At 71.7% G+C, this 23,698-nt stretch carries 29 protein-coding genes; 23 read left to right on the forward strand and 6 right to left on the reverse strand.

Annotated features, from left to right (window positions below; genetic code table 11):
* Positions 1-95 precede the first annotated feature (95 nt).
* The 5 genes from csrA to flgN are packed head-to-tail and all read right to left on the reverse strand — an operon-like array spanning position 96 to position 3,611.
* A complete protein-coding gene (csrA, locus tag ASC64_RS19585) occupies positions 96-338 on the reverse strand; it encodes a carbon storage regulator CsrA (RefSeq protein ID WP_056909247.1) in 243 nt (80 codons plus the stop codon).
* A 34-nt stretch (positions 339-372) separates the two neighbouring features.
* On the reverse strand, positions 373-780 hold the full coding sequence (gene fliW / locus ASC64_RS19590; RefSeq protein ID WP_056909430.1) for a flagellar assembly protein FliW: 408 nt from the start codon (positions 778-780) through the stop codon (positions 373-375).
* A gap of 23 nt (positions 781-803) precedes the next feature.
* On the reverse strand, positions 804-1,700 hold the full coding sequence (flgL, locus tag ASC64_RS19595; protein ID WP_056909248.1) for a flagellar hook-associated protein FlgL: 897 nt from the start codon (positions 1,698-1,700) through the stop codon (positions 804-806).
* Positions 1,700-3,100 (reverse strand): flagellar hook-associated protein FlgK, encoded by a 1,401-nt coding sequence (flgK, locus tag ASC64_RS19600; RefSeq protein WP_056909249.1) that lies wholly within the window; start codon positions 3,098-3,100, stop codon positions 1,700-1,702. The genes flgL and flgK overlap by 1 nt, the downstream gene beginning before the upstream one ends.
* 1 nt (position 3,101) lies before the next feature.
* Positions 3,102-3,611 carry a flagellar export chaperone FlgN gene (gene flgN, locus ASC64_RS19605; RefSeq protein WP_235563840.1) on the reverse strand — a complete coding sequence of 170 codons (510 nt, stop codon included), beginning with the start codon at positions 3,609-3,611 and terminating at the stop codon, positions 3,102-3,104.
* A gap of 222 nt (positions 3,612-3,833) precedes the next feature.
* Here flgN and ASC64_RS19610 point away from each other — a divergent pair, with 222 nt between their 5' ends.
* The 18 genes from ASC64_RS19610 (at position 3,834) to ASC64_RS19695 (ending at position 19,842) form a co-directional block, all read left to right on the forward strand.
* Positions 3,834-4,715, forward strand: coding sequence for a sigma-70 family RNA polymerase sigma factor (locus tag ASC64_RS19610; protein ID WP_235563841.1), 882 nt, complete (start codon positions 3,834-3,836; stop codon positions 4,713-4,715).
* Positions 4,716-4,845: 130 nt separating this feature from the next.
* A complete protein-coding gene (locus ASC64_RS23035; RefSeq protein WP_056909250.1) occupies positions 4,846-6,018 on the forward strand; it encodes a flagellin N-terminal helical domain-containing protein in 1,173 nt (390 codons plus the stop codon).
* A gap of 112 nt (positions 6,019-6,130) precedes the next feature.
* Positions 6,131-7,489 carry a flagellar filament capping protein FliD gene (gene fliD / locus ASC64_RS19620; protein ID WP_056909251.1) on the forward strand — a complete coding sequence of 453 codons (1,359 nt, stop codon included), beginning with the start codon at positions 6,131-6,133 and terminating at the stop codon, positions 7,487-7,489.
* Between the two features lie 13 nt (positions 7,490-7,502).
* Positions 7,503-7,949 (forward strand): flagellar export chaperone FliS, encoded by a 447-nt coding sequence (gene fliS / locus ASC64_RS19625; RefSeq protein WP_082550668.1) that lies wholly within the window; start codon positions 7,503-7,505, stop codon positions 7,947-7,949.
* A complete protein-coding gene (locus ASC64_RS19630) occupies positions 7,946-8,290 on the forward strand; it encodes a hypothetical protein (RefSeq protein WP_056909252.1) in 345 nt (114 codons plus the stop codon). The genes fliS and ASC64_RS19630 overlap by 4 nt, the downstream gene beginning before the upstream one ends.
* A 221-nt stretch (positions 8,291-8,511) precedes the next feature.
* Positions 8,512-8,871: a flagellar basal body rod protein FlgB gene (locus ASC64_RS19635; RefSeq protein WP_156385305.1), complete on the forward strand. Its 360-nt coding sequence runs from the start codon at positions 8,512-8,514 to the stop codon at positions 8,869-8,871.
* Positions 8,871-9,263: a flagellar basal body rod protein FlgC gene (locus ASC64_RS19640; protein WP_056909253.1), complete on the forward strand. Its 393-nt coding sequence runs from the start codon at positions 8,871-8,873 to the stop codon at positions 9,261-9,263. Before ASC64_RS19635 ends, ASC64_RS19640 begins: the two co-directional genes overlap by 1 nt.
* Positions 9,263-9,577 carry a flagellar hook-basal body complex protein FliE gene (locus ASC64_RS19645; protein WP_056909254.1) on the forward strand — a complete coding sequence of 105 codons (315 nt, stop codon included), beginning with the start codon at positions 9,263-9,265 and terminating at the stop codon, positions 9,575-9,577. Before ASC64_RS19640 ends, ASC64_RS19645 begins: the two co-directional genes overlap by 1 nt.
* Before the next feature lie 20 nt (positions 9,578-9,597).
* Entirely contained in the window at positions 9,598-11,151 is a 1,554-nt protein-coding gene (gene fliF, locus ASC64_RS19650; RefSeq protein WP_235563842.1) for a flagellar basal-body MS-ring/collar protein FliF, read from the forward strand.
* Entirely contained in the window at positions 11,151-12,164 is a 1,014-nt protein-coding gene (gene fliG / locus ASC64_RS19655; RefSeq protein ID WP_056909256.1) for a flagellar motor switch protein FliG, read from the forward strand. Before fliF ends, fliG begins: the two co-directional genes overlap by 1 nt.
* On the forward strand, positions 12,148-12,732 hold the full coding sequence (locus tag ASC64_RS19660) for a FliH/SctL family protein (protein ID WP_156385306.1): 585 nt from the start codon (positions 12,148-12,150) through the stop codon (positions 12,730-12,732). Before fliG ends, ASC64_RS19660 begins: the two co-directional genes overlap by 17 nt.
* Positions 12,729-14,030, forward strand: coding sequence for a FliI/YscN family ATPase (locus tag ASC64_RS19665; protein ID WP_056909258.1), 1,302 nt, complete (start codon positions 12,729-12,731; stop codon positions 14,028-14,030). The genes ASC64_RS19660 and ASC64_RS19665 overlap by 4 nt, the downstream gene beginning before the upstream one ends.
* Positions 14,030-14,497: a flagellar FliJ family protein gene (locus ASC64_RS19670; RefSeq protein WP_056909259.1), complete on the forward strand. Its 468-nt coding sequence runs from the start codon at positions 14,030-14,032 to the stop codon at positions 14,495-14,497. Before ASC64_RS19665 ends, ASC64_RS19670 begins: the two co-directional genes overlap by 1 nt.
* A complete protein-coding gene (locus ASC64_RS19675) occupies positions 14,494-15,474 on the forward strand; it encodes a transglycosylase SLT domain-containing protein (protein WP_056909260.1) in 981 nt (326 codons plus the stop codon). Before ASC64_RS19670 ends, ASC64_RS19675 begins: the two co-directional genes overlap by 4 nt.
* Positions 15,471-16,874, forward strand: coding sequence for a flagellar hook-length control protein FliK (locus tag ASC64_RS19680; protein ID WP_056909261.1), 1,404 nt, complete (start codon positions 15,471-15,473; stop codon positions 16,872-16,874). The genes ASC64_RS19675 and ASC64_RS19680 overlap by 4 nt, the downstream gene beginning before the upstream one ends.
* A 9-nt stretch (positions 16,875-16,883) precedes the next feature.
* On the forward strand, positions 16,884-17,375 hold the full coding sequence (locus ASC64_RS19685; RefSeq protein ID WP_056909262.1) for a flagellar hook assembly protein FlgD: 492 nt from the start codon (positions 16,884-16,886) through the stop codon (positions 17,373-17,375).
* Between the two features lie 23 nt (positions 17,376-17,398).
* Complete coding sequence (locus ASC64_RS19690; protein WP_056909263.1) at positions 17,399-18,247, forward strand: flagellar hook-basal body complex protein; 849 nt, start codon at positions 17,399-17,401, stop codon at positions 18,245-18,247.
* A gap of 206 nt (positions 18,248-18,453) precedes the next feature.
* Complete coding sequence (locus ASC64_RS19695) at positions 18,454-19,842, forward strand: HNH endonuclease signature motif containing protein (RefSeq protein WP_056909264.1); 1,389 nt, start codon at positions 18,454-18,456, stop codon at positions 19,840-19,842.
* Positions 19,843-19,988: 146 nt separating this feature from the next.
* Here the strand turns inward: ASC64_RS19695 and ASC64_RS19700 are convergent, their stop codons facing one another.
* Positions 19,989-20,411 carry a GNAT family N-acetyltransferase gene (locus ASC64_RS19700; RefSeq protein ID WP_056909265.1) on the reverse strand — a complete coding sequence of 141 codons (423 nt, stop codon included), beginning with the start codon at positions 20,409-20,411 and terminating at the stop codon, positions 19,989-19,991.
* Positions 20,412-20,495: 84 nt separating this feature from the next.
* Here ASC64_RS19700 and ASC64_RS19705 point away from each other — a divergent pair, with 84 nt between their 5' ends.
* The 5 genes from ASC64_RS19705 (at position 20,496) to ASC64_RS19725 (ending at position 23,627) form a co-directional block, all read left to right on the forward strand.
* Positions 20,496-21,104 carry a nucleotidyltransferase domain-containing protein gene (locus ASC64_RS19705; RefSeq protein ID WP_235563843.1) on the forward strand — a complete coding sequence of 203 codons (609 nt, stop codon included), beginning with the start codon at positions 20,496-20,498 and terminating at the stop codon, positions 21,102-21,104.
* Between the two features lie 121 nt (positions 21,105-21,225).
* Positions 21,226-21,513, forward strand: coding sequence for a flagellar FlbD family protein (locus ASC64_RS19710; RefSeq protein WP_056909266.1), 288 nt, complete (start codon positions 21,226-21,228; stop codon positions 21,511-21,513).
* Complete coding sequence (locus ASC64_RS19715; RefSeq protein WP_056909267.1) at positions 21,513-22,289, forward strand: motility protein A; 777 nt, start codon at positions 21,513-21,515, stop codon at positions 22,287-22,289. Before ASC64_RS19710 ends, ASC64_RS19715 begins: the two co-directional genes overlap by 1 nt.
* A 1-nt stretch (position 22,290) precedes the next feature.
* Positions 22,291-23,187 (forward strand): OmpA/MotB family protein, encoded by an 897-nt coding sequence (locus ASC64_RS19720; RefSeq protein ID WP_056909268.1) that lies wholly within the window; start codon positions 22,291-22,293, stop codon positions 23,185-23,187.
* On the forward strand, positions 23,184-23,627 hold the full coding sequence (locus ASC64_RS19725; protein WP_056909269.1) for a flagellar basal body-associated FliL family protein: 444 nt from the start codon (positions 23,184-23,186) through the stop codon (positions 23,625-23,627). The genes ASC64_RS19720 and ASC64_RS19725 overlap by 4 nt, the downstream gene beginning before the upstream one ends.
* Positions 23,628-23,698: the final 71 nt, after the last annotated feature.

Consider the following 23,698-nt stretch of genomic DNA (forward strand, 5'->3'; position numbering starts at 1 on the left):
CCTGTGGCGCTGCTGGCACGACCGAGTGCCCTACAACCCCGACCTACACGGCCGCCTCAACCTCCTCAATCAGGAGGCTGCTTGACATAGGGCTCTCAGTCGTCCTTGGAGCGGTCGCGGATCGCGTTGAGCAGCGAGTCGACGGCACCCTCGGGGGGTGAGGCCGCTTCCTGGTTGGACTGCGCCAGCTGGGCCAGCAGCTCCTGCCGGTGCACCGCGATGGACCGAGGGGCGTCGATGCCGATGCGGACGACGTCGCCACGCACCTCGAGCACCGAGACTGTGACGTTGTCGCCGATGACGACGCTCTCTCCCGCACGACGGCTCACGACCAGCATGCGGTGAACGCTACCTGAGGGGTCGCGCCCGAGCTCACGCGATCAGCGGAGTGGCCACCGAGAGGCTGGGATCGTCGAGGACGACCTGCACGGCCCGGTGGGTCGCGATGTCGAGCACGACAGGCGCTGCGAGGTTGGCGGTGGTGGTCGCGAGCGACTCGCCGGCCGTGAGCACGCAGAGCACGACCAGGTCGTCCGCCGAGCTCGAGCCGAGGTCGGCGAGGATCGTGTCCTCCACCTCGGGGGTGTAGTCGGGGAAGAACGTGGCTGGCGGCACGACCAGGAACCGCAGGCCCGGCTGCTCCAGGGACGTCAGGCTGCACAGCGCACCCGTGTCGTCCACCTGGACCAGCGCGAAGCGCGCGAGGTCGGGGAAGCCGGCCATCGGCTGCACCAGCTCGATCACCGGGATCTCGGGGGCACCGTTCGCGGGTCCGGTCATGGTCGTCGTCTCCATCGTGGCGATCATCGCAGAAAGTCCAGAAGGCTCGGCTGCAGCACCCGCGCGGTCGCTGCCAGGGAGGCCTGGTAGGCCACTTCCTGCATCTTCAGGTCGACCATGGCGCGGGGCAGGTCGGTGTTCTCGATCTCGGACAGGGCGTTGGTCAGCGACAGCTCGGTGTCACCGGCCCGGATCCCCGCCTGCTCGACGCGGTTGGTGCGGGCGCCCACGTCGGTCCGTGCGACGATGAGGCGGTTGCCGTCGTCCTTGAGAGCCTCGAGGCCGGACGCGATGGCGCTCGTGTCGCCGGCGCGGACCGCGTCGGCGAGCGCGCTGAGGTGGTCGAAGACGTTGTCCCCGTCGTTGCCGAACGCGGCCGGCCCGGAGACCGCCACGTCGACGGCCACACCGTCGGCCACCGCCCGGTTGACCGGGTTGGTGTCACCGGCGTAGGTCACCACGCCGCCCACCTCGGCGAACGCGGCGGGGCCGGCGGTGGTCCCACCGAAGACCGGCCGGTCGATGTAGGTCGCGTTGGCGGAGCCGAGCAGCGAGCTGCGCAGCTGGACGATCTCGACCGCCAGCGCATCCCGGGCATCCTTGTTCACGGCTCCGTTCACCGCCTGCTGGCCGAGCTCACGGGCCCGGCGCACCAGGTCGTTGGCCGTGCCCAGTGTGCTGTCCAGCGTGTCGAGCCACCCGATGCCGTCCTGCGCGTTGCGGGCGTACTGCTGCTGGGATCCCACGGACGATCGCAGCCGCATCGCGGAGGCGGTGTCGGCCGGGTTGTCGGAGGGGCGGTTGAGCACCCGGCCGGTCGACAGGTGCTCCTGGATCTCCGCGAGCCGGGTGAGGCTGCCCTGGAGCCGGGTCAACGACCGGTCGGTCAGCATCGACTGGGTCACGCGTCCGATCGCCATCAGCGCACCAGCCCGGTCCGGTTGATGAGCGTGTCGAGCACCGAGTCGAGGGTCGTCATGACCCGTGCCGCGGCCTCGTAGGCCCGCTGCGCCTGCATCATCGTCACTGTCTCCTCGTCGAGGTTGACGCCCGAGAGCTGCTCGCGGGCGCCGTCCACCTGGCCGGTCAGGTTCTGCTGGGTGGCGGCCTGGCGCCGGACAGACGCCACGTCGGTGCCGAAGACCGTCACGAACCGCTGGTAGGAGCGCTCGGGTGCCACGAGCGCGTCGGCGATCGCGGTGGCGTTGCCACCGTCGCGGTTGGCGACGCCGCTGATTCCGGACGCCGCGAGGTCGGCGGCGTCGAGGGGGTTCAGGACCAAGGGCCCTCCGGGGGCGGCCGGGTCGACGGAGAAGATCGGCTTGCCGGGGTTCCCGGCCGCGTCGTAGCCGGACTGGTGGGCTGCGTTGACCGCGTCGGCCACCTGCTGGGCGACGGCGGTGATGTCGGCGCGCAGCTTGGGCAGGGTCGTGCCGAGAAGCTCGACGGTGCCGCCGATCTCCCCGCGGAGGCCGGTGACCGCGGTTGCCGTACCACCGGGCGGGGTGACGGCGAGCGCGAGCGGCTGACCGTCGGACGTGCCGTCGGCATTGACGCCGCTCGTCGCCGAGAGCGTGCCGGCGCGGTTGCCCGTCACCAGGGCGACACCGCCGACGGTGACGTCCATGCCGCCCTGGCTGTTCTCGACGGCCTTGCCGCCGGTGAGCTCGGCCAGCCGCAGTGCCATCTGGTCGCGCTGGTCGAGCAGGGTCGAGGGGTCGTTGCCCGACATCCGGGCGGCGGCGATCGCCTCGTTGGCCGCCGCGAGGTTGGTCGCGACGGTGTTCGTCTCGCCGAGGTCCGCGAGCAGGGACATGCGCTGGTCGGCCTCCTCGGACGCCACGTTGCGTCGCTGGGCGGCGACGGCGTCGACGAGGGTGCTGGACGTCGCGATGACCGCGGCGCGCACGGCGGGGGAGTCGGGGCTGTTCCCGAGGTCGTGCCAGGCGGACCGGACGTCCGCCAGCGCCTTGGAGATGCCGTCGCCGGCGGGCTCGCCCAGCGAGGCCTCGACGCGGGCCAGTGCCGTCGCCCGCGTGTCGAGGTAGGACTGGGTGCCGTGCTCGCTCCTGGCGCGCGAGTCGAGGAGCGGGTCGACGAGCCGGTCGACGGACCCGACCCGTACGCCGTCGCCGTGGCCGTCGTAGCGGCTCCACATCGCCGGCTGCACGGGGGCGCCCACGGCCTGGCCGACGACGCGCCGACGCGCGTATCCGTCGGTCGAGACGTTGGCGATGTTGCCGCTGGCGACCTCCATGACCGACTGGTGGTAGCGCAGGGCGCTGGCTGCGGTGCCGATGGAGCCGAAGGACCCGGTCATCTCACAGGCTCCTGTCCACGAGGCTGGCGCGCAGCGGCTCGGCGGTGGCGCTCCCGTCGGCGGCATAACCGTCGACGGACTCGCCCAGGGACATCAGGGTCTCGCGCGCGGAGCGGTAGCCGGCCGAGATCAGGTGCCGGTTGGAGTCGGCCAGGGTGGTGATCTCGTTGGTGAGGGTCACGAAGGCCTCGCGGTGCTCGGTGAAGATCGTGGTCCACGGCTCCCCGGCGGACTCGGCCAGGGACGCCAGGCTGGGGTTGGAGCTCATGCCGGACGCGGCGGCAGCCTCGTCGGCGGCGACCGCGCGCAGCATCTCGGTCTCGCGGACGGTGGCCAGGAGCGTGTCGATGTCGCGGGTCGCGTGGGCCAGCCACCGGCTGCGGCCGCTGGCCAGGACCAGCTGCTCGACCTCCAGCCTGTAGTGGAGCTCCTCGAGCAGCTCGCGCTCGCGCCACAGGACCAGGGAGAGCTTCTCCATGGCTGCGCCGCGGTGGGTGTCGGTGAGGTTCACGAACGTCCCATCGGCGGTCGGGCCCCTGACCTGAGGGGTTGACTGGACCAGTGCGGGCTCGCGTGCGCGGACCGGACTACCTGCGCGTCCACGGGTAGGGGCACTCGGGCATGGCCCGAACGGGCCATGGGTCCTCGGGACCACGGTCCCTGATCCACGCGCTGGTGGATCAGCAACCCCCGTTTGGTAACAACTCCTCCACAAAACATTCAACGATCAGGCGTGCTCAGCAACGCGACCCTCTCTTCCCCCGCCCTCTCCTCCACGTCCTCCCCCACGACTCCCGCCGTGGTGGACGAGCTCGTGACCGCCCACATCCCCCTCGTCGGCCACCTGGTCCGCGAGGTGCTGGCCCGGGTCCCGAGCCACGTGGACCGCGATGACCTGACGTCCGCGGGCCTCACCGCGCTGGTCCGCGCGGCGCAGGGCTTCGAGGCCGAGCGCGGGGTGCCGTTCGCCCGCTACGCCGCGACTCGCATCCGCGGTGCGCTGCTCGACGAGCTGCGCGGGGTCGACTGGGCGTCGCGCTCGGTCCGCCGCACGGCGCGGGGGCTGGACGAGACCCGCACCCGGCTGACGCAGAGCCTCGGCCGGGTGCCCACGGACGCCGAGCTGGCAGCGGCCCAGGGCATCCCGGTCGAGCAGGTGCTCGCCAACCGCGAGGACCTGGCCCGCGCCCAGGTGCTGTCCCTCGAGGCCGACGACGCCCGGGGGTCGTACGCCACCGAGCTGCCGTCCGCCGGCCCCACGCCCGAGCAGGCCCTGGAGCACGCCGAGCTGCTCACCTACCTCTCCGAGGCCGTCGCCGAGCTGCCCGAGCGCCTGCGCCGCGTCGTCGAGGGGTACTTCCTGGCCGAGCAGCCGATGGCCGAGCTCGCCGCCGAGCTCGGTGTCACCGAGTCGCGCATCTCGCAGCTGCGGGCCGAGGCCATGGTGCTGCTGCGCGACGCGCTGAACTCGCAGCTCGACCCGGCGCTCGTGAAGGCGCACGACCGCCCGGACGGCGTGGCCGCCCGCCGCCGCGAGGCCTACTTCGCCGCCGTGGCCGAACGCCACGCGGCCGTGGCGCGCCCGTTCGTGCCCCGCGTGGCCACCAGCGCCTGACACGCTGCGCCGCCGGGCGAAAAGAAGTTCCCGAAAGCTCTCAGGTGGGTCGCCGACCCGCCGAACAGGACCTCGACGGAGTCCACGGATGGACTCCAGCAGTGATCCACCACCATGGAAGGAATCCATCATGTCGCTCCGCATCAACCAGAACATCGACGCCTTCAACTCGTACCGCAACCTGTCGGTCACGCAGGGCCAGATGTCCAAGTCGCTCGAGAAGCTGTCGAGCGGTTTCCGCATCAACCGCGCTGCCGACGACGCCGCCGGCCTCGCGATCTCCGAGGGCCTGCGCTCGCAGGTCGGTGGCCTCAAGGTCGCCTCCCGCAACGCCCAGGACGGCATCTCCGTCGTCCAGACCGCGGAAGGCGCGCTCACCGAGGTCCACTCCATCCTGCAGCGTCTGCGCGACCTGGGTGTCCAGGCCGCCAACGACAGCAACAACTCCGACGCCCGCAAGAACATCGAGACCGAGGCAACCAGCCTCGTCTCGGAGCTCGACCGGATCGGCAAGTCCACGAACTTCGACGGCGCCAAGCTCCTCGACGGCACCGCCGGCAACGCGGGCAAGCTGCAGTTCCAGGTCGGTGCCGACGGCGACGCCAACTCGCGCATCACCGTCGACCTGTCCTCCGCCAACGTGAGCAAGGTCGCGACCGACCTCACCACCGGCGCCCTTGCCACCACCGGCACGACGTTCGACGTCGCGGACGCCACCGCCGTGACCGGCAACCTGACCTTCACCGACACCAAGGGCGGCGTCGTCAGCGACGTGACCGTGGCGATGGGTGCGGCGGGTTCGAGCGCCTCGGTGCAGGACGTGGCCGACAAGCTGACGGCCAACGCGGACTTCGCCTCGAAGTTCTCGGTCAAGGTCGTCAAGGACGCCAACGGTGCCGCCACCGGCATCTCGGTGAAGGCCCTCGATGGCGGCGCTGTGGCCGTCGCCGCCCCCGGCACCGGCCTCGCCGCCGGCACCGCAGGTGCCAGCACCCCGGTCGGCCTGGACTTCTCCTCCGCTGACGCCGCCCAGGCGTCCGTGGCGAAGATCGACCAGCAGATCAAGGGCATCTCCACCGCTCGCGCCAACCTCGGTGCGATGCAGAACCGGTTCGAGCACACCATCAACAACCTCAACGTGGCCGTCGAGAACCTGTCGGCCTCCGAGAGCCGGATCCGCGACACCGACATGGCGTCCGAGATGATGAGCTTCACTCGTGCGCAGATCCTGTCGCAGGCGGGCACCGCGATGCTCGCCCAGGCCAACCAGGCCCCGCAGGGTGTGCTGTCCCTGCTCCGCTGATCTCCAGCGGTAGCGCTCCAGCAACACCCGTGGACGACGGGTGGGCCCACTCTCCGTGGCCCGCCCGTCGTCCGTCCGGGACGCATGTCCCGGTCAGTCCTGAGGAGTCACCATGAGCGGATCCGCCAGCATCAGCGGGCTCTCCAGCGGTCTCGACACCGCCGGGATCATCAGCCAGCTCATGCAGCTCGAGGCCGTGCCTCAGGCTCGCATGCAGACCCGCGTGACCACCGAGCAGCGCGCCGTCAACGCGATGCAGACGCTCAACAGCCGGCTCGCCTCGCTGGCCACCACGGTCGGCGACCTGACCAAGCCCTCGGCGTGGAGCAAGCTCACCACCGCCTCCTCCCTCGCCGGGGTCACCGTGACCGCCGGCTCCGCCGCGACGGCAGGCGCCTTCTCGGTCAAGGTCGACCAGGTGGCCACGACCCATCGACTGGCCTACAGCAAGCAGGTCGGCTACGAGACGCCAGGCGCCGTGCCGACCAGTGTCGAGGTCAGGGACTCCGCCGGGGTGCTCAAGCAGACCCTCACGACGGACGGGACCCTGAGCGGGCTGGTCGGCGCGATCAACGACCCGGCCAAGGAGACAGGCCTACGAGCCACCGCGGTCCGGGTGGGCACGGACGGCGCCGGTGTCGACCAGTACCAGCTGGTCGTCGAGTCCACTGCCACAGGCGACAAGTCGCGCTTCACGCTGGTCGACCCGGCCGCCCCGGTGACACCGTTGCTCAACGACGCCACCGTCCGTGACGGTGTGGACGCCCTCGTCACCGTGAACGGCAGCATCCAGGCGCGCTCGGCCACGAACACCTTCCAGAACCTGGCTCCTGGTGTCGATGTGACCATCGGCGCCGCCGTCGATACCTCGAAGACTGCCGACATCGAGCTCAAGCTCGACCCGGCCGGCACCATCAAGTCGGTGAAGTCCGCGGTCGACGCGATCAACTCCGTGCTCACGGAGATCGACTCGCTGACCTCCTACAACGCCGCGACCAAGTCCAAGGGCATGCTGGCCGGGGAGTCGAGCGTCCGCGAGCTGCGCGGCCAGATCCTCGCCTCGGTCTTCCCCACCGACGGCACCAGCCTCGCCGACCTCGGCATCCAGAGCGACAGGACCGGCCGACTCGTCCTGGACGAGACCAAGCTCAGCGAGGCCTACAAGGCCGATCCGGACGCCGTGCAGCAGCGCCTCACCGCCGACGGCACCGGGTTCCTCGACCGGGTCGCCGACGTGGCGACCGCCGCCAGCGACAAGAACACCGGAACCCTCACCCAGGCCATCACCGGCCGGACCAGCACGATCGACAGGCTCAACGACGGCATCGAGGCATGGGACCTGCGACTGGAGCTGCGACGGACCGCGCTCACCCGGCAGTTCACCTCCCTCGAGACGGCCCTCAACAAGATGAACAGCCAGTCCTCCTGGCTGGCCGGCCAACTCTCCTCACTATCGACCTCGGGAAGCTAAGGACAGCACCCTCATGGCCTACACCTCGCCCTTCTCCAGTCCCTACGCTGCGTCGTCCGCGACGCCGTCGGGGGTGCCGCTCGCCTACCTCCAGTCCTCGGTCGAGACCGCCAGCCCGAGCAAGCTGCTCGTCATGCTCTACGAGCGCCTGGTGCTCGACTGCCGCCGCGCCCTCGCGGCCCAGCAGGCCGGCGACCACCCGGTCGCCCACAACAACCTGCTGCACGCCCAGGACATCGTCGTGGAGCTGCAGTCCTCGCTCCGCCCGGGAGTGTGGGAGGGCAGCGACGCGCTCACCAGCATCTACAGCCACCTGATGGTGCAGCTCGTGCAGGCCAACGTCCAGCGCGACGCCACCACCACCTCGCAATGCCTCGACATCGTCGTCGGGCTTGCGGACGCGTGGCGGGAAGCCGCCACCGAGGCCGCTCTTCCCACCGACACCGCGCGATCCGCGTGACCACCCCGCCACCCCCTCCCGCAGCCGGCGACGAGCTCGTCGCGGAGTGGGAAGAGGTCCTCGACGTCCTCGAGCGCGACGCGCGCGCGGCTGCCGAGCTCGCCGGTGACCCCAGCCGCGACGGCGCCCCGTCCCTGACGGCGTGGACGCCGCCGGCTCCCGGTGGCCCGGTCCCGGACGCCCTCGTCGACCGTGTCCGTGAGCTGCTCCAGCTCCAGGCCTCCGTGCGTGCGGAGCTCGAAGGAGCCATGGGCGAGAACCGTGGCAGCCTCGCCGACCTCGCGCGGACGGCCTCCCCGGCACGGTCGCGCGCGGCGGCGTACGTCGACGTCTCTGCCTGACGCGCGGACCTGGCCACGCCCGCCGCCCGACCGGGTGGTGTGCGCATGGCCCGTCCGGGTGGTGCCGCGTCGGGACCTCCGTCCCGATCGTGTCGGGAACGTCAAGTTCTCCTCATCAACTCCTCAACAGGACGGCAACAGCGCCGATCCGACCCAGTGAGCACGGAACGCTCACCACCTTCGCCGATGGACCGGCACCCGCACCTCCTGCAGGAGTACCCGTGTCCCTCGGCATGCCCGATGCCGTCACGTCCGTGCTCGCCACCGCCCTCGACGGGCTGGCGAACCGGCAGAACGTGATCGCCGACAACATCGCGAACGTCGACACCCCTGGCTTCCGGGCCACGAGCGTCGACTTCGAGTCCTCGCTCACCGCCGCGCTCCAGCGCGGCGAGATGTCGACCTCCGGAGTCACCCCCACCGAGCGGCCGAGCAACGCGCCCGTGGGGGAGAACGGCAACAACGTCGACCTGCGCCAGGAGTCGCTGTCGGCCCTGCAGACGCAGTTCCAGTACCAGATGATGACGCGCGCGGTGTCCGAGCGCTTCGCCCTCGTGACGACCGCGGCGGGTGCCTTCTGATGGGCGCCTTCGACATGCTGCGCATCGCCAACAGCAGCCTGGGCATGCACCAGACCTGGCTCGACGCGCTCGCGCACAACATCTCCAACGCCAACACTGTCACGGCGACCAGCGAGAACGCCTTCCAGTCGCAGATGGTGGTGGCCACGGCCCGTCCTGAGGGCGGCGTGGACGTCAGCGGCATCGAGCTCGGCGACGCCGAGGGCATCCTCGAGTTCGCCCCCGACCACCCCCTCGCCGACGCGGACGGCTACGTCCGCACGCCGAACATGGACATGTCGGTCCAGATGACCTCCCTCGTGCAGGCGCAGCGCGGCTTCCAGGCCTCGGTCCAGGTGACCAAGACCGCGCAGGACACCTACACCGCGGCACTCCAGATCGGACAGGGCTGATGAGCATCGGCGGCATCGAGGCCATCAGCGGCTTCACCCCCCTCGCAGCGCCCGTGGTGCAGGCACCGGTCGCCCCGGCGCCTGCGTCGGGAGCGGACTTCGGCAGCCTCGTGCTCGACGGCATCGAGCGGCTCGAGGGCATCCAGGACTCTGCTGACACGCTCGCCGTGCGTGCGGCGTCCGGCACCCTGCCCAACATCCACGACTACACGCTGGCCGCGGCCGAGGCCGAGACGGCCACGAAGCTGACCGTCGCCGTGCGCAACAAGGCCATCGAGGCGTTCACCGAGATCATGCGGATGCAGGTCGGATGAGGCCCGGGATCACCCAAGCGATGGAGCGCCTCCGCCGCTCCTTCGCCCTCTTCAGCCCCGGCCAGAAGGTCGTCGCGATCGTCGGCACGGCTGCCCTCCTGCTGGCCGCCTTCATGGTGTTCCGGTGGGCCTCGGCCCCGTCGTACGCACCTCTCTACAGCAACCTGTCGGCGGAGGACGCCTCCGCAGTCGTCGAGCAGCTCGACGCCGACGGCGTCCCCTACGAGATCGGCGGCGGCGGCGGGACCATCTCCGTGCCGCGCGACAAGGTCTACGCGACCCGCATCTCGCTGAGCGGCGAGGGCATCCCGTCCGGCAGCGGCGACAGCGGCTACTCACTGCTCGACGGCCAGGACATCTCGACCTCGCAGTTCAAGGAGCAGACCGACTTCAAGCGGGCCATGGAGGGCGAGCTCTCCTCGACCATCGAGGCCATCGACGGCGTCGAGACCGCCGTCGTCCACCTGGCCCTCCCGCCGAAGCAGGTCTTCGTCGAGGAGCAGGACCCCGCCACGGCGTCCGTCCTCGTCGCCACCCGCGGTGGCACCACGCTCAGCCCCGACCAGGTCCAGGCCGTGGTCAACCTGGTCGCGTCCAGCATCGACGGCCTCGACCCCACCAAGGTGACCGTCGCCGACGCCTCCGGCCGCGTCCTCTCGGAGGGCGACGAGTCCGGGACCGGGATGAACAGCAGCCGCAACCGCCAGGTCGAGGACTACCAGGACCAGCTCAGCGGCAAGGCGCAGGCGATGCTCGACCGGATCTACGGGCCGGGCAACTCCTCGGTCCAGGTCACGGCCGTGCTCGACTTCGACAAGGTCAGCCGCCAGACCACGACGTACGGCCGGCGCAAGGCCCCGGTCCTCGCCGAGTCGGCACAGAGCGAGACCTACTCCGGCGGTGCTGGCGGCGCGTCACCCGGTGGCGTGGTCGGACCGGACGCCCAGACCGAGGTCGCCGGCGTCGGCGGCGACGGCAGCTACGGCAACAAGTCGATGGTCCGCGAGAACGGCGTCGACAAGGTGGTCGAGCAGTCGGAGACCGCTCCCGGCTCCGTCGAGACCCTGCACGCCGCGGTCGTCGTCGACACCAACTCCGACGTGACCGTCGACGTCACCGAGATCAACAGCCTCGTCTCCTCCGCGATCGGCCTCAACCCCGACCGCGGTGACACCATCGAGACCTCGTCGGTGCCGTTCGACACCTCCGTCGCCGAGGCAGACGCGGCAGCATTGAAGGCCGCTCAAGCGGCCGACGACGCCGCCGCGCGCAACGCCTTGATCCGCAACGGTGCCCTCGGTGGCCTCGTGCTCCTGCTCGTCGGCCTGGCCTGGCGGCGCTCGCGCAAGCACGCCAAGGCGCGCCAGGACGCGACGACGTACGTCGTGGAGCAGCTGCGGGCCGAGCAGACGGAGCGTACGGCGCTGCACGCCCCCGACGAGACCGCGCTGGCCCTGGCCCCGGTGGAGACCGCGGCCTCCGACGAGATGTTCGACGAGCTCGTCGCCCTCGTGGACCGTCAGCCCGATGAAGTCGCCTCGCTGCTGCGCGGCTGGCTGGTGGAGCGTTCCTGATGACCGTGATGACGACCGGGCTCGGAGCCCGCAAGGCCGCGATCGTGCTCGTGCGACTCGGCAAGGAGCGCGCTGCGACCGTGCTGGCGCACATGAGCGACGAGGAGGTCGAGGCGGTCTCCGCCGAGGTGGCCACCCTCGCCAGCGTCGAGCCGGGCGAGGCCAACGACGTGATCACCGAGTTCGGCAGCCTGCTCACCGCCCGCCAGCACATGCTGCAGGGCGGCATGGACCTGGCTCGCGACCTGCTCGGGCGCGCCCTCGGCGAGGATCGCGCCGAGGAGGCCATGCAGCGGCTCAACGCGATGGCCGTCCAGCTGCCGTTCCAGTTCCTCCAGCGTGCCGACCCGACCCAGCTGCGCTCCTTCATCAACGAGGAGCACCCGCAGGTGATCGCGCTCGTGCTGGCGCACATGTCGGCCGAGAAGGCCTCGCTCGTGCTCTCCGGGCTGTCACCGGAGCGCCAGGCCGACGTCGCGCACCGCATCGCGGTGATGGGGCGCGCCAACCCCGAGACCGTCCGGACCGTCGAGGCCATGCTCGAGCGCCGGCTGTCGTCGGTGCTGCAGCCCAGCGACTCCTCGCGCGTCGGTGGCGTCGTCCCCCTGGTCAACATCATCAACCGTGCCGACCGCTCCACCGAGCGCCAGATCGTCGAGGGCCTCGAGTCGCTCGACGCCGGGCTCGCAGAGGAGGTCCGCAGCCGGATGTTCATGTTCGAGGACATCGTCAACCTCTCGGACCGCGACGTGCAGCAGGTGCTGCGCCAGGTCGACACCGCCGAGCTCGCGCTGGCGCTCAAGGGCGTCTCGGACCAGGTGCGGGACAAGATCACCGGCAACCTCTCCGAGCGTGCCGCAGAGAACGTGCTGGACGAGATCGAGATCCTCGGCCCCGTGCGCCTCACCCAGGTCGAGGAGGCCCAGCAGGCGGTCATCCGCACCATCCGCTCGCTCGAGGAGCGCGGCGAGATCGTCGTACGCCGGGGAGGTGAGGATGAGTTCGTCGACTGAGGTCGTGCGCCCGCTCGCCGGCCTCCGGCTGCCCGAGCTGCGCGCCGTCGAGACGACCCGCGAGACCGCGCGTGCCCAGGGCTATGCCGTGGGCTGGGCGCAGGGACGCCGGGAGGCAGAGGCCGCCGTGCGTGCCGAGACGGACGAGCTGGCCCGCACCACCGCGGTCCGTGAGGCGCAACGCGAGGCGGACCAGGCCCTGGCCGTCGAGGCCCTGCGCCGCGCGACCCACGCTGCCCAGGAGCTCCTCGCCGCCGCCTGCCTCCGGGTCGACGAGCAGGCCACCGCACTGGCGCTCGAGCTCACCCGCACCCTGCTGGGCGTGCTCGATCCCGATCCCGCCCACGTCCTCGCCCGGGTCACTGGGCTCCTGCCCGAGCACGCCGTCGGGTCGGTGCGTCTCCACCCGGAGGTGGCCGTTCTCGCGGGAGACCTGACCGACCTCGGGATCCTCGTCCTCGCGGACTCGTCCCTCGGGCGTGCCGACGCCGTCGCCCAGGCCGACGACCACGTCGTCGACCTGCGGGTCGACGAGGCGCTGGCGCGGGTCGCGGAGGTGCTCGGATGAGCCTGCTGACCGACGACGTGCGCGCTCGCGCCCTGGCTGCCGTCACGCCGCTGCGCCTGGGCCAGGTCGCCGAGCTGCTCGGCCTCCAGGTCCGGGTCATCGGCCTCGCCGCCGCCGTCGGCGACCTCGTCGCCGTCGAGGGCGACACCCGTGTGCTGGCCGAGGTGGCCGCGAGCGGCCCCGCCGGACTCACCTGCCTGCCGCTCGGCGACACCGCCGGGCTGCGGGTGGGCGACGTCGTACGCCACACGGGCGGGCCGCTGCAGATCCCGGTCGGGGACGCCCTGCGCGGTCGCGTGCTCGACGGGCTCGGCCGTCCCATCGACGGTGGGCCGCCGCTGGACCACCTGCCGATGGTCGGGGTCACCCAGGCCGCTCCGGCGGCACTGAGCCGCCCGCGGATCGACCACCAGGTCGGTCTCGGCGTGCGCGCCCTCGACTCCCTCACCCCGTGCGGCCGGGGCCAGCGCATCGGCATCATGGCCGGCTCCGGCGTCGGCAAGTCGAGCCTGCTCTCCATGGTGGCGCGCGGCACCGACGCCGAGGTGTCCGTGATCGCCCTGGTGGGCGAGCGCGGTCGCGAGGTCCGCGAGTTCATCGAGAACGACCTCGGTCCCGAGGGACTGGCGCGCTCGGTCGTCGTCGTCGCCACGTCGGACGCACCTCCGGTCGAGCGGCTTCGTGCCGCCGGCGTCGCCACCCGGATCGCGGAGTCCTTCCGCGACAGCGGGCGCCACGTCGTGCTGATGATGGACAGCCTCACCCGCGTGGCAATGGCCCAGCGCGAGATCGGCCTGTCCGCGGGCGAGCCGCCGGCCACCCGCGGCTACCCGCCCAGCGTCTTCACCCTCATGCCGCAGCTCCTCGAGCGCGCCGGCACGTCCGCGACCGGCAGCATCACCGGGCTCTACACGGTGCTGGTCGAGGGCGACGACATGCAGGACCCCATCGGCGACACCGCCCGTTCGATCCTCGACGGCCACGTCGTCCTGTCCCGCCGCCTGGCGACCGCCGGGCACTTCCCCAGCATCGACGTCCTCGAGTCGATCTCCCGCGTCACGCGGGCGGTCACCGACGCCGACCAGCGGGCCGACGCCACGCGGCTGCGCCGGCTGCTCGCCGCGCACCGCTCGGTGCGCGAGCTGGTGGAGATCGGGGCGTACGTCGCCGGGGCCGACCCCGACGCCGACGTCGCGCTGGCCCGGATGCCCGCGATCGATGCATTCCTCCGCCAGGACATGGACGAGAGCACGTCCCTCGCCGACACCTGGCAGGCACTCAAGGAGCTGGTGGCCTGATGGCCCGCACACCTGACAACGACCCCGACGCCGGGATGCGCGCCGTGGCGCGCGTGCGTGGCGTCCGCGAGCAGGACAGCCGCCTGGGCCTGACCCGGGCCGCGGCCGACCAGCGGGAGGCGGGTCGCCGTCGTGACGCCGTCGCCGCTCGGCTGGCGACCGCGACCGACCCCGCGGCGATCGACCCGTCCGGCTTCGCCACCGCACGCCTGGCCGCCTCCGGCCTCGCCACCGAGCTCATCGCCTCCGAGACCGCGCTCGCGTCGGCCACCACGGTGACCATGGCGGCGCGGGCGCACTGGCAGCGCGACCACACGCGGCTCGCCGCCGTCGAGCTGCTGCTCGAGCGCCGCGCCGAGGACCGTCGCGCCGAGCGACTGCGCCGCGAGCGGGTCGAGGTCGACGACCTCGTCGCGGCCCGCTGGCTGCGCGCCCGCCGGGCCCCCCAGGAAGGAGGTGCCGCATGAGCATCACCGACGTCACCGCCCGGATCTCCGCGATCCAGACGCAGCTGGCCCTGCTGCCCGGCGCGTCCTCCGTCTCCGCCTCCCCGCGCGTCGGTGCCGCCGCGTTCGACTCGGTCCTGTCGCGGACCAGCGGCACGGCCGGGGTGACCGTCTCCGGTGGCACCGGTGCCGTGACCGGCGACGCCGTCGTCGCGAAGGCCAAGGAGATGCTCGGCCTGCCCTACGTCTGGGGCGGCACCGACCCCGAGAGCGGCGTCGACTGCTCCGGGCTGGTGCAGTCGGTCTACCAGTCCTTCGGCATCGAGCTGCCGCGGCTCTCCGCGGACCAGGCGCGCGCCGGCCGGCCGGTGGCCAGCATGAACGACGTACGCCCCGGCGACCTGATCGCCTGGGACAACTCCAGCCGCAACAACGGCGCGGACCACATCGCCATCTACGCCGGCAACGGCCAGATGATCGAGGCGCCGCGTCCGGGCGGCAAGGTGCAGCTGGTCCCGGTGACGACCCCGCCGGACTACATCCGCCGCGTGCTCCCCGACGCGAGCACCGCCACGACCGTGTCGGCGTCCGCTCCGACGTCCGGCCGGACGGTTCCGCCCGGGACGCCGTACGCCGACCTGTTCCAGCAGGCGGCGAACGTCCACGGCCTCGACCCGGCCCTCCTCGTCGCCGTCGCCCAGCAGGAGTCGGGCTTCGACCCCCAGGCAGTGAGCCCGGCGGGCGCACAGGGCCTGATGCAGCTGATGCCCGGCACGGCACAGGGACTCGGTGTCACCAACCCCTTCGACCCCGGCCAGGCCATCGGGGGCGCTGCCCAGCTCCTGGACAGCCTGATCGGTCGCTTCGGCTCGACCCCGCTGGCGCTGGCGGCCTACAACGCCGGTCCCGGTGCGGTCCTGCGCTATGACGGCGTGCCGCCCTACCCCGAGACGCAGGCCTACGTCACCTCGATCATGTCCCGACTGGAGAACGTATGAGCATCACTCCGATCGCCCCGGCACTCCCGACCCCGTCCGCGGACGCTGCGGCGGGCGAGGCTGCGCCCGACACGGGTGGCTTCGCGGCCCTCGTCGCCGGGCTGCTGGCCGGCACGCCCGTCGCGAGCGTGCCGCCTCCGGCGCCCGCTGCGACCGGCTCCGGGACGACTCCGGACTCCGTCCTCGACCTCTCGGTCGCCACCCCCCAGGGCAAGACCGCCGGCCTGGCCGAGGCGCCCGTGGGCGCCGACGGGTCGCCCGGTGACGAGTCCATCGTCGCGATCGAGGGGGACGCCGATCCCGGCCTCGTCCTGACCACCGGCGTCGTGCCGGGTCTGCTGGTCGCGTGGCAGCCGCCGGCTGCCGTGACCCCGTCTGCCGACGACTCCGCGACCGACGACCCTGCGGCCAGCGACTCCGTGGCCGACGACTCCGTGGCCGCCGCCACCCCGGCCCCGGCCGACCCCGCCCTCGTCGCCGCCACCGGTGCCGTACCGGGCCTGCCGGTCGCCGTGCAGCTGCCCACTGACGCGACTTCTCCAGCCGACGACTCCACGACCGCTCCGCCGGTCGGTGGCGTCGGGGCGGCCGTCGGGTCGGCCGTCGCGGCGGACCCGCTGCCGGCGCCGGCTTCCGGTGCGGCGGAGCGACCCGGGGCCGACGCTGCTCCTGGTGCGACGTCCCCGTCGGACGCCGACCCGCAGGCAGCAGTCGCGCCCGCTTCGGCCCCCACCCCGGAGTCCGTCCCGCAGTCGTCCTCGCAGCCGGCGTCTGCCCAGCCGTCCACGCCCGCCGGCGCGGTGTCCGTCACCGCGGTCACGGTTCCCGCGACGGCCGCTGCTCCGGCCGACGCACCCGCTGCGGCCCGCCCGGCCTCGCCCGTGGCCCAGGTCGTCCCCGAGGTGACCCGTCTGGTCTCGCGCGGCAACGGTGTGCACCGCCTGACCATGCGGTTGCAGCCGGAGGCGCTGGGCGAGGTGCGGGTGACGCTCACCGTCCGTGACGGTGCCGTCCAGGTGCGGCTCACGGGCGGTGACGAGGCGGCGCGCGCGCTCGCCGAGGGTGCGCCTGAGCTGCGACGCGTGCTCGAGGCCACCGGCGCGGGCGAAGCCCGCGTCGTCGTGCGGGACCTGGCCGGCCAGCCCGCCACGACCCCGTCGGGCACCGCCCACACCGGGGCCCAGACCGGTGCGCAGAGCAGCACCGCAGACCTGTCGTACGGCGCCCAGAACGGCGCCGGCGGCGACTCCTCGTCGACAGGCGGGGATGCAGGACAGCAGGGCCAGCACGCACGGACGCGTGGTGGAGCAGGAGCCACGGACGGCCTCACCGACGGAGCGACCGCGCTGCGTCCAGACCCGGTCAGCGCTGCCCGCCAGGGCATCGACCTGACCATGTGAGGAGGGATCGTGACGATCTCCGCGAACGAAGCGGTGACCAGCACGACCACCGCGTTCCCGACGGGAGCGACGACCGCGTCGTCGACCTCGGAGGACAAGCAGATGTTCCTGGAGCTGATGGTTGCCCAGCTGCGCTACCAGGACCCGCTCAACCCGGCTGACTCCGGGGAGTTCCTCGCCCAGTCGGCGCAGTTCACCTCCCTCGAGAAGATGCAGGACGTCTCCGACCGGGTCGGTGCGCTGCTGGGCTCGCAGATGGCGTTCGGCGCCGGTGCGATGGTCGGCCAGCAGGTGTCGTGGATCGACACCGACGGCGTCACGTCGCACAGCGGCACCATCTCCGGCGTCACCTTCGGTGCGCAGGGGCCGGTGTTCGACGTCGACGGCACCCAGGTCCCGCTCGCCCAGCTGCTCTCCGTCGGCACCACGACGCCCCCCGTGACGTCGGGCGCCGACACCACCACTGACACCACCTCGAGCTCCACCACCACCACGGCCTGAGGCCGTCCCGAAAGGACCCCACCATGCTTCGCTCGCTCTTCTCCGGCATCAGCGGCCTCCGCGCCAACCAGACGATGCTCGACGTGACCGGCAACAACATCGCCAACGCCAACACCGTCGGCTTCAAGGCGAACACCACCGTCTTCCAGGACACCCTCAGCCAGGTCATGCGCGGCGCCACGGGCGGTGACGCCGCCACCGGCGGGACCAACCCGGTCCAGGTCGGCCTGGGCGTCCAGGTCGCGGCGACCCGCGGCAACTTCAACCAGGGCTCGGCCCAGACGACCGGCAACACCACCGACCTGATGCTCCAGGGCGACGGCATGTTCGTCCTCGGCTCGGGCGACGAGCGCGTCTACACCCGTGCCGGCGCCTTCAGCTGGGACACCAACGGCAACCTGGTCGCGCCCAGCGGCAAGAAGGTGCAGGGCTACGCCCCCGGCGACACCGGCCACACCACGCTGATCGACGTCAACATCAAGAACCTGGCGGGTGTCGTGCCCGCGTTGAACGGAGCGGAGATGACGTCGTACTCCATCGGCAGCGACGGCGTCGTCCGCGGCACCTTCTCCGACGACGTGCAGCGTGAGATCGCCGTCGTCGCCGTCGCCAACTTCACCAACGTCGCGGGCCTCGAGCGGGTCGGCGAGACCGCCTTCCGGGCCAGCGCCAACTCCGGTGGCGCCGACCTCGGCGTCGCCCGCGAGGGCAGCCGCGGCGAGCTGATGGCCGGCACCCTCGAGATGTCGAACGTCGACCTGTCGGCCGAGTTCACGAACCTGATCCTCGCCCAGCGTGGCTTCCAGGCCAGCTCGCGCGTGATCACCACCTCCGACCAGGTCCTCGAGGAGCTCGTCAACATCAAGCGCTGACGGTTCGCCCGTCAGCCAGCCCCGACCGGGCAGTCCAGACGGACTGCCCGGCCGGGGCCGCACCACCGCCGGGTCGTTGGTCGAGGACGGACGAAGTCCCGTCACGAGACCCCTTATCCCCAGGTGGTCGAGTCAGTTCGAAGTGGCTGGCCACCTACCGTCCACAGCCGTTTCCGGTGTCGGTGGTCCCCGATAGACTCGAACACATGTTCGACGAAGTGGAGCAGGACACGGAGAAGGTCACAGACGACCTCTCCGCCACCGCCCTGCTCGCGCTCGCCCGTGACCGCAGGGCCACCGAGAACCGTGCCGCCGCCGACCTCCTCGACCTTGCCGCCCGCTGGGCCGACCTGCACCCGCCGGAGTCGATCCACCACGCCGCGACCTTCACCGTCCCTGGCTGTGAGCACGAAGAACCCATCGCCGGCCAAGGTGCACCCTTGGTGGCGGAGTTCTGCATCGCCGAGCTGGGCGCCGTGCTGGGGATGTCGACGACGTCGGCGAAGAAGCTCATCGGCCACGCGTTGGAGCTGCGGCACCGCCTTCCGCGCCTGTGGGCGCAGGTCCAGGCGGGCGCGGTCCCTGCGTGGCGGGCCAGGTCTGTCGCGGAGGCGACGATCCACACCGTCCCCACCCTGACGATGGAGGCCGCTGCGCACGTGGATGCGCAGGTCGCCGCCGTCGCCGGGAGGATCGGTCCCGCGCAGCTGGACCGGCTGGTCGCCGAGACGATCAAGCGGTTCGACCTCGCGGCACCCGACCCGACCCAGGATCCGGAGGACGGGCACCTGCACGTCGACCCCCGCCACGCCACCTTGAACGACGAGGACGTCGACTTCGGCGGCACGATGCACTTCGATGCCGTGCTCGGCATCGCCGATGCCCTGGACTTCAACCAGGCCGTCGCCCAGGACGCCGCGGCGCAGAAGGCGCTCGGCTCGACCGAGTCCCTCGATGTCCGCCGGTCCAAGGCGCTCGGCAACCTCGCCCGCGCCCAGACGGCACTCGACCTGGCCGGCGTCGGTGCGGAGCCCGCCAACCTCCCGGCCAATGTGCCGCCCGCGCGGGAGGTCGTCGTCCACACCCACTTCGACGCCCGCACCGTCGGCGAGGCCACGGTGTTCGGGCCGACCGGTCGGATGGAGGAAGGCCAGCGGCTGGTGCTCCTCGAGCAGGTCCAGGGTTGGTGCACCGACACCCACACCAGGGTCACCATCAAGCCGGTCATCGACCTCAACACCGAGCTGAGTGCACCCGGCTACGAGATTCCCCAGTGGTTGCGCGAGCAGATCGTCCTGCGCGACGGCGCCTGCGTGTACCCGTGGTGCACCCGACCGGCCAGGCGTGCGGACGTCGACCACGTCATCGAGTACGACCACGACGCCGAGGCCGAAGGCCGCCCACAACCCGGCCCGACCACCACGTCCAACCTCGCAGCGCTCTGCCGCTTCCACCACCGGCTCAAGACCCACTCCGCCTGGACCTACGCCATGGTCGCCCCGGGCGTGTTCGAGTGGACCAGCCCCCACGGCCACCACTACCTCCGCGACCGACACGGCACGACCTCGATCGCACACCCGCCCGATCGACCATGACCCCGCCCCGCACCCCGCCAGTCCCCCCGATGGCGGGGCCACAGGCACGTCCGGGAGCGAGCCACGCTGCGAGCGGACCGGAAGCCCGGACAATAGTTCGGGTAGCGCGGAACCACCGGCGCGAGCGGACTCTCAACGGCGGCGAGTCAGAGCTGTTTGCGCATGTGCACGTCGTCGCGGCCAGGCGTCGGCACCGACTCCCAGCGGAAGATCTCCGCGTAGCCCAGTCGCCGGTAGAACGCAGGCGCTTGGAAGGTGAACGACGTAACGAACGCATGCGTGCATCCGCGACTCACTGCTTCTTCCTCGAATGCCGCCATCAGCGTCGCGCCGAGGCCGGTTCCACGCTGGTCCTCGTGCACCCACGTCATCCCGATGCCGGCTGCCTGGCCCCAGGTCCACCCGGACACCCCGCCGATCAGCTGACCGCCGTGCTCCACCTTGACGGTGAGCTCCTCCGCGGCAGCGACGCCAGGAGTCGCAGCTCGGTTGAAGCGGGACAACTCGTCGTCGAGGCGCTGGTCGAGTGCGGCGTCCGCCCCACCGGTCACGATCTTCGGGTCATCCATCAGGGGAGGCTATCGGCACGACAGCCCGGGTCAGTCGTGGTCGATCCCCAACCACCAGCCCTCACCCCGCCTACTGTGCAGGGCGTGGACCACGACGAGATCGCTCGCCTCTACGGGCCGTGGCTGCCCCGCACGCCGGGCGACGCCGCCGCCCTGTTGGACGGCTACGCGGGGCGTTGGTGGATCGCCGGCGGGTGGGCCATCGAGGCCTTCACCGGCGTGCCGCGCCCGCACGGTGACCTCGACCCGAGCATCCCGCGCTCCGACGCCCACGCGTTGCGGCGACACCTGTCCGGACGCCTCGACGTCTGGCAGGCCGACGCCGGCGCACTGAGCCCGATCGTCCATGACACGGACTCGGTGCCGGAGTCCTGCGGGAACCTGTGGCTCCGCCGCGACGGCGCCTCGCCCTGGGAGTACGACGTGATCCTGATGAGCACGACGCCGACCACCTGGACCTACAAGCGGGACGCCCGGATCCACCGCCCGCTCGAGGACATCCTCTGGCACGTCGACGGGATCTCGTACCTCCGTCCCGAGGTGCAGCTGCTCCACAAGGCGCCGGGCCTCAGGGAGAAGGACCAGGCGGACTTCGACGCCTGCGTGCACCTGCTCGCACCCGACAGCCGGGCCTGGCTGCGCAACGCCCTGGACCTCGCCCACCCGGGGCATCCGTGGTCGAGCCGGCTCTGAGGGTCTCCTGACGCCGGATCCGGTTCCCGGTTTCCCCTCAGATGGGGGGCGCGACGGCCGATGAAGGACATCGAGGCCCACGGACGGGCCTCGAGCTCACGCACAGGGATGGTGCACCGACATGATTGTGTTGACCCGACTCTCCGGTACGGCGTTCGTCCTGAACGCCGACCTGATCGAGCGACTCGACAGCACCCCGGACACGGTGGTGACGCTGGTCGACGGCAAGAAGTACGTCGTGGCCGAGGGCCTGCTGCAGGTCGTCGAGCAGGTGCGCGCCTGGCGCGGCAGCATCATCGCCGCCGGCTCCCTGCCCGACATGCCGCCGCAGACGATGGCCCAGCGCGCCCACCTGGCCGCGGTGGCCGACCACCCCACGCTCGACCCGACGCTGGAGGAGGAACGCTGATGGATCCGGCAACCCTGATCGGCGTCATCTTCGGCCTGATCATCATCGTCGCCGCCAACGTGATGGAGGGCGGCAACCCGATGAGCCTGCTCCTCCTCCCGCCGATGCTCCTGGTCTTCGGCACCACCTTGATGGTGACCATGGCGGGCGGCACGATCCCGGACGCCAAGAACGCGCTCGCCTCGCTCAAGACCGCCTTCACCGGCAAGGTGCGACCCGCCGGCGAGGTCGTGCCCATGGTGGTCGCCCTGGCCGAGAAGGCCCGACGCGAGGGCCTGCTGGCCCTCGAGGACGAGCTGAAGAAGGTCGACGACCCCTTCCTCGTCAAGGGCGTCACGCTCGCCATCGACGGCACCGACCCCGACGAGGTCCGCGAGATCCTCGAGGCGGAGGTCCACGCCACCAAGGCGCACGGGAAGCACTCCGCGAAGTTCTTCGCCGACGCCGGCGCCTACGCGCCCACCATCGGCATCGTCGGCACGGTCATGGGGCTGGTGCACGTGCTGGAGAACCTGGCACAGCCCGAGGAGCTCGGCCACCTGATCGCGGCCGCGTTCATCGCGACCCTGTGGGGCGTGATGTCGGCCAACGTGATCTGGCTGCCCATCGGCAGCCGCCTGAAGCGGCTCACCGAGCTCGAGGCCGCGCGGATGGAGCTCATCATCGAGGGCGTCGCGGCGATCCAGGCCGGGTCCAACCCGCGGGTGATCGCGCAGAAGCTCACCTCCCTCCTGCCCGCCGGCGAGCAGCCCGCGGCCTCGGCGAAGGCCGCGTGAGATGAGCGCGACACGACGCAAGCGCCGGGAGGAGCCGGAGGAGCACGAGAACCACGAGCGCTGGCTGGTGACGTACGCCGACATGGTGACGCTGCTGATGGTGCTGTTCATCGTGATGTTCGCGATGAGCTCGGTGGACCAGAAGAAGTTCAACGCCCTCAAGGACGGCCTTGCCGCCGGCTTCGGCGACTCCAGCTCGGTGATGACCGGCTCGGAGTCGATCATGGAGCAGCCCGGTGTCGCCGCGGTGCAGCCGGTGAAGCCCGACAACTTCATGGGTGCCGCCCCGACCGCGCAGCGCGCCCAGCAGGCGCTGGCCCACGAGGACCGGCAGTACAGCGAGGCGCAGGCCGAGGCAGCCCGCCTCGACGCGCTCGGCAAGCGGCTGGCCGAGGCGCTCCGCAAGGAGGGACTGGCCGGCGACGTGACGCGCCGCATCGACGACAGTGGCCTCGTCGTCAGCCTGACCTCGCGGCACGTGGTCTTCGAGCCCGACCGGGCCGAGCTGAGCCGTCGCGGCCAGCGCGTGCTGGAGGCGGTGGCGCCCGTGCTGCGTGGCGCCGTCGAGGATCTCCGCATCGACGGTCACACCAACCAGGTGCCGGTGAAGCCGCGCTTCTTCGCCACCGACTGGGACCTCTCCTCCGCGCGGGCCGTCACCGTGCTGCGCTACCTCCAGGAGGTCGGCCGGATCCCCGGCGAGCGGCTCAGCGCCGCCGCCTTCGGCCACGAGGTTCCGCTCGTCGACCCGGCGAAGCCCGGGTCCCAGGACATCAACAAGCGGGTGGACATCGTCGTCCTCTCGCAGCTGCCGGCAGGCTCACGCGCGCTGCTGGACGACATCGCCGCCGTGCAGGTCGGCGCCACGCAGGACTCGACCGAGGGAGGATCCTCATGACCAGCGCCACCATGGAACGTCCCACGAAGGCAGCGGCCGACGAGCCGGAGCCCAAGGGAGGCAAGAAGAAGAAGCTCATCGTGATCGGGCTCGTGCTCGTCATCGCCGCCGCGGCAGCCTGGTGGTTCCTGCTGCGACCCAGCGGCCCCGCCGAGCCGGAGCCCGGTGAGGTGATGACGATGGAGCCGATCCAGATCAACCTCGCCGACGGGCACTACCTCCGCGTCGGCATCGCCCTCCAGCTCTCCGCCGACGCCCACGAGGCCGACGGCAGCAAGGCGCTGGACGCGACGATCGAGCTCTTCAGCGGCGTCGACCAGGGCGACCTCGTCAAGGTCGGCCAGCGCGCGGAGCTCAAGGACAAGCTCGAGGAGAAGCTGCACGAGGAGTACCACGGCGACGTCCTGGAGGTGTACTTCACCGAGTTCGTCACGCAGTAGCCGCCGCCGGCGGGCGCACGAGTCCGCACCAACCCCTCAGGTCCGGTCCCGGGAGGCCGATACCTGTCTTC

The sequence above is a fragment of the Nocardioides sp. Root122 genome (assembly GCF_001425025.1).
GTDB lineage: Bacteria > Actinomycetota > Actinomycetes > Propionibacteriales > Nocardioidaceae > Nocardioides.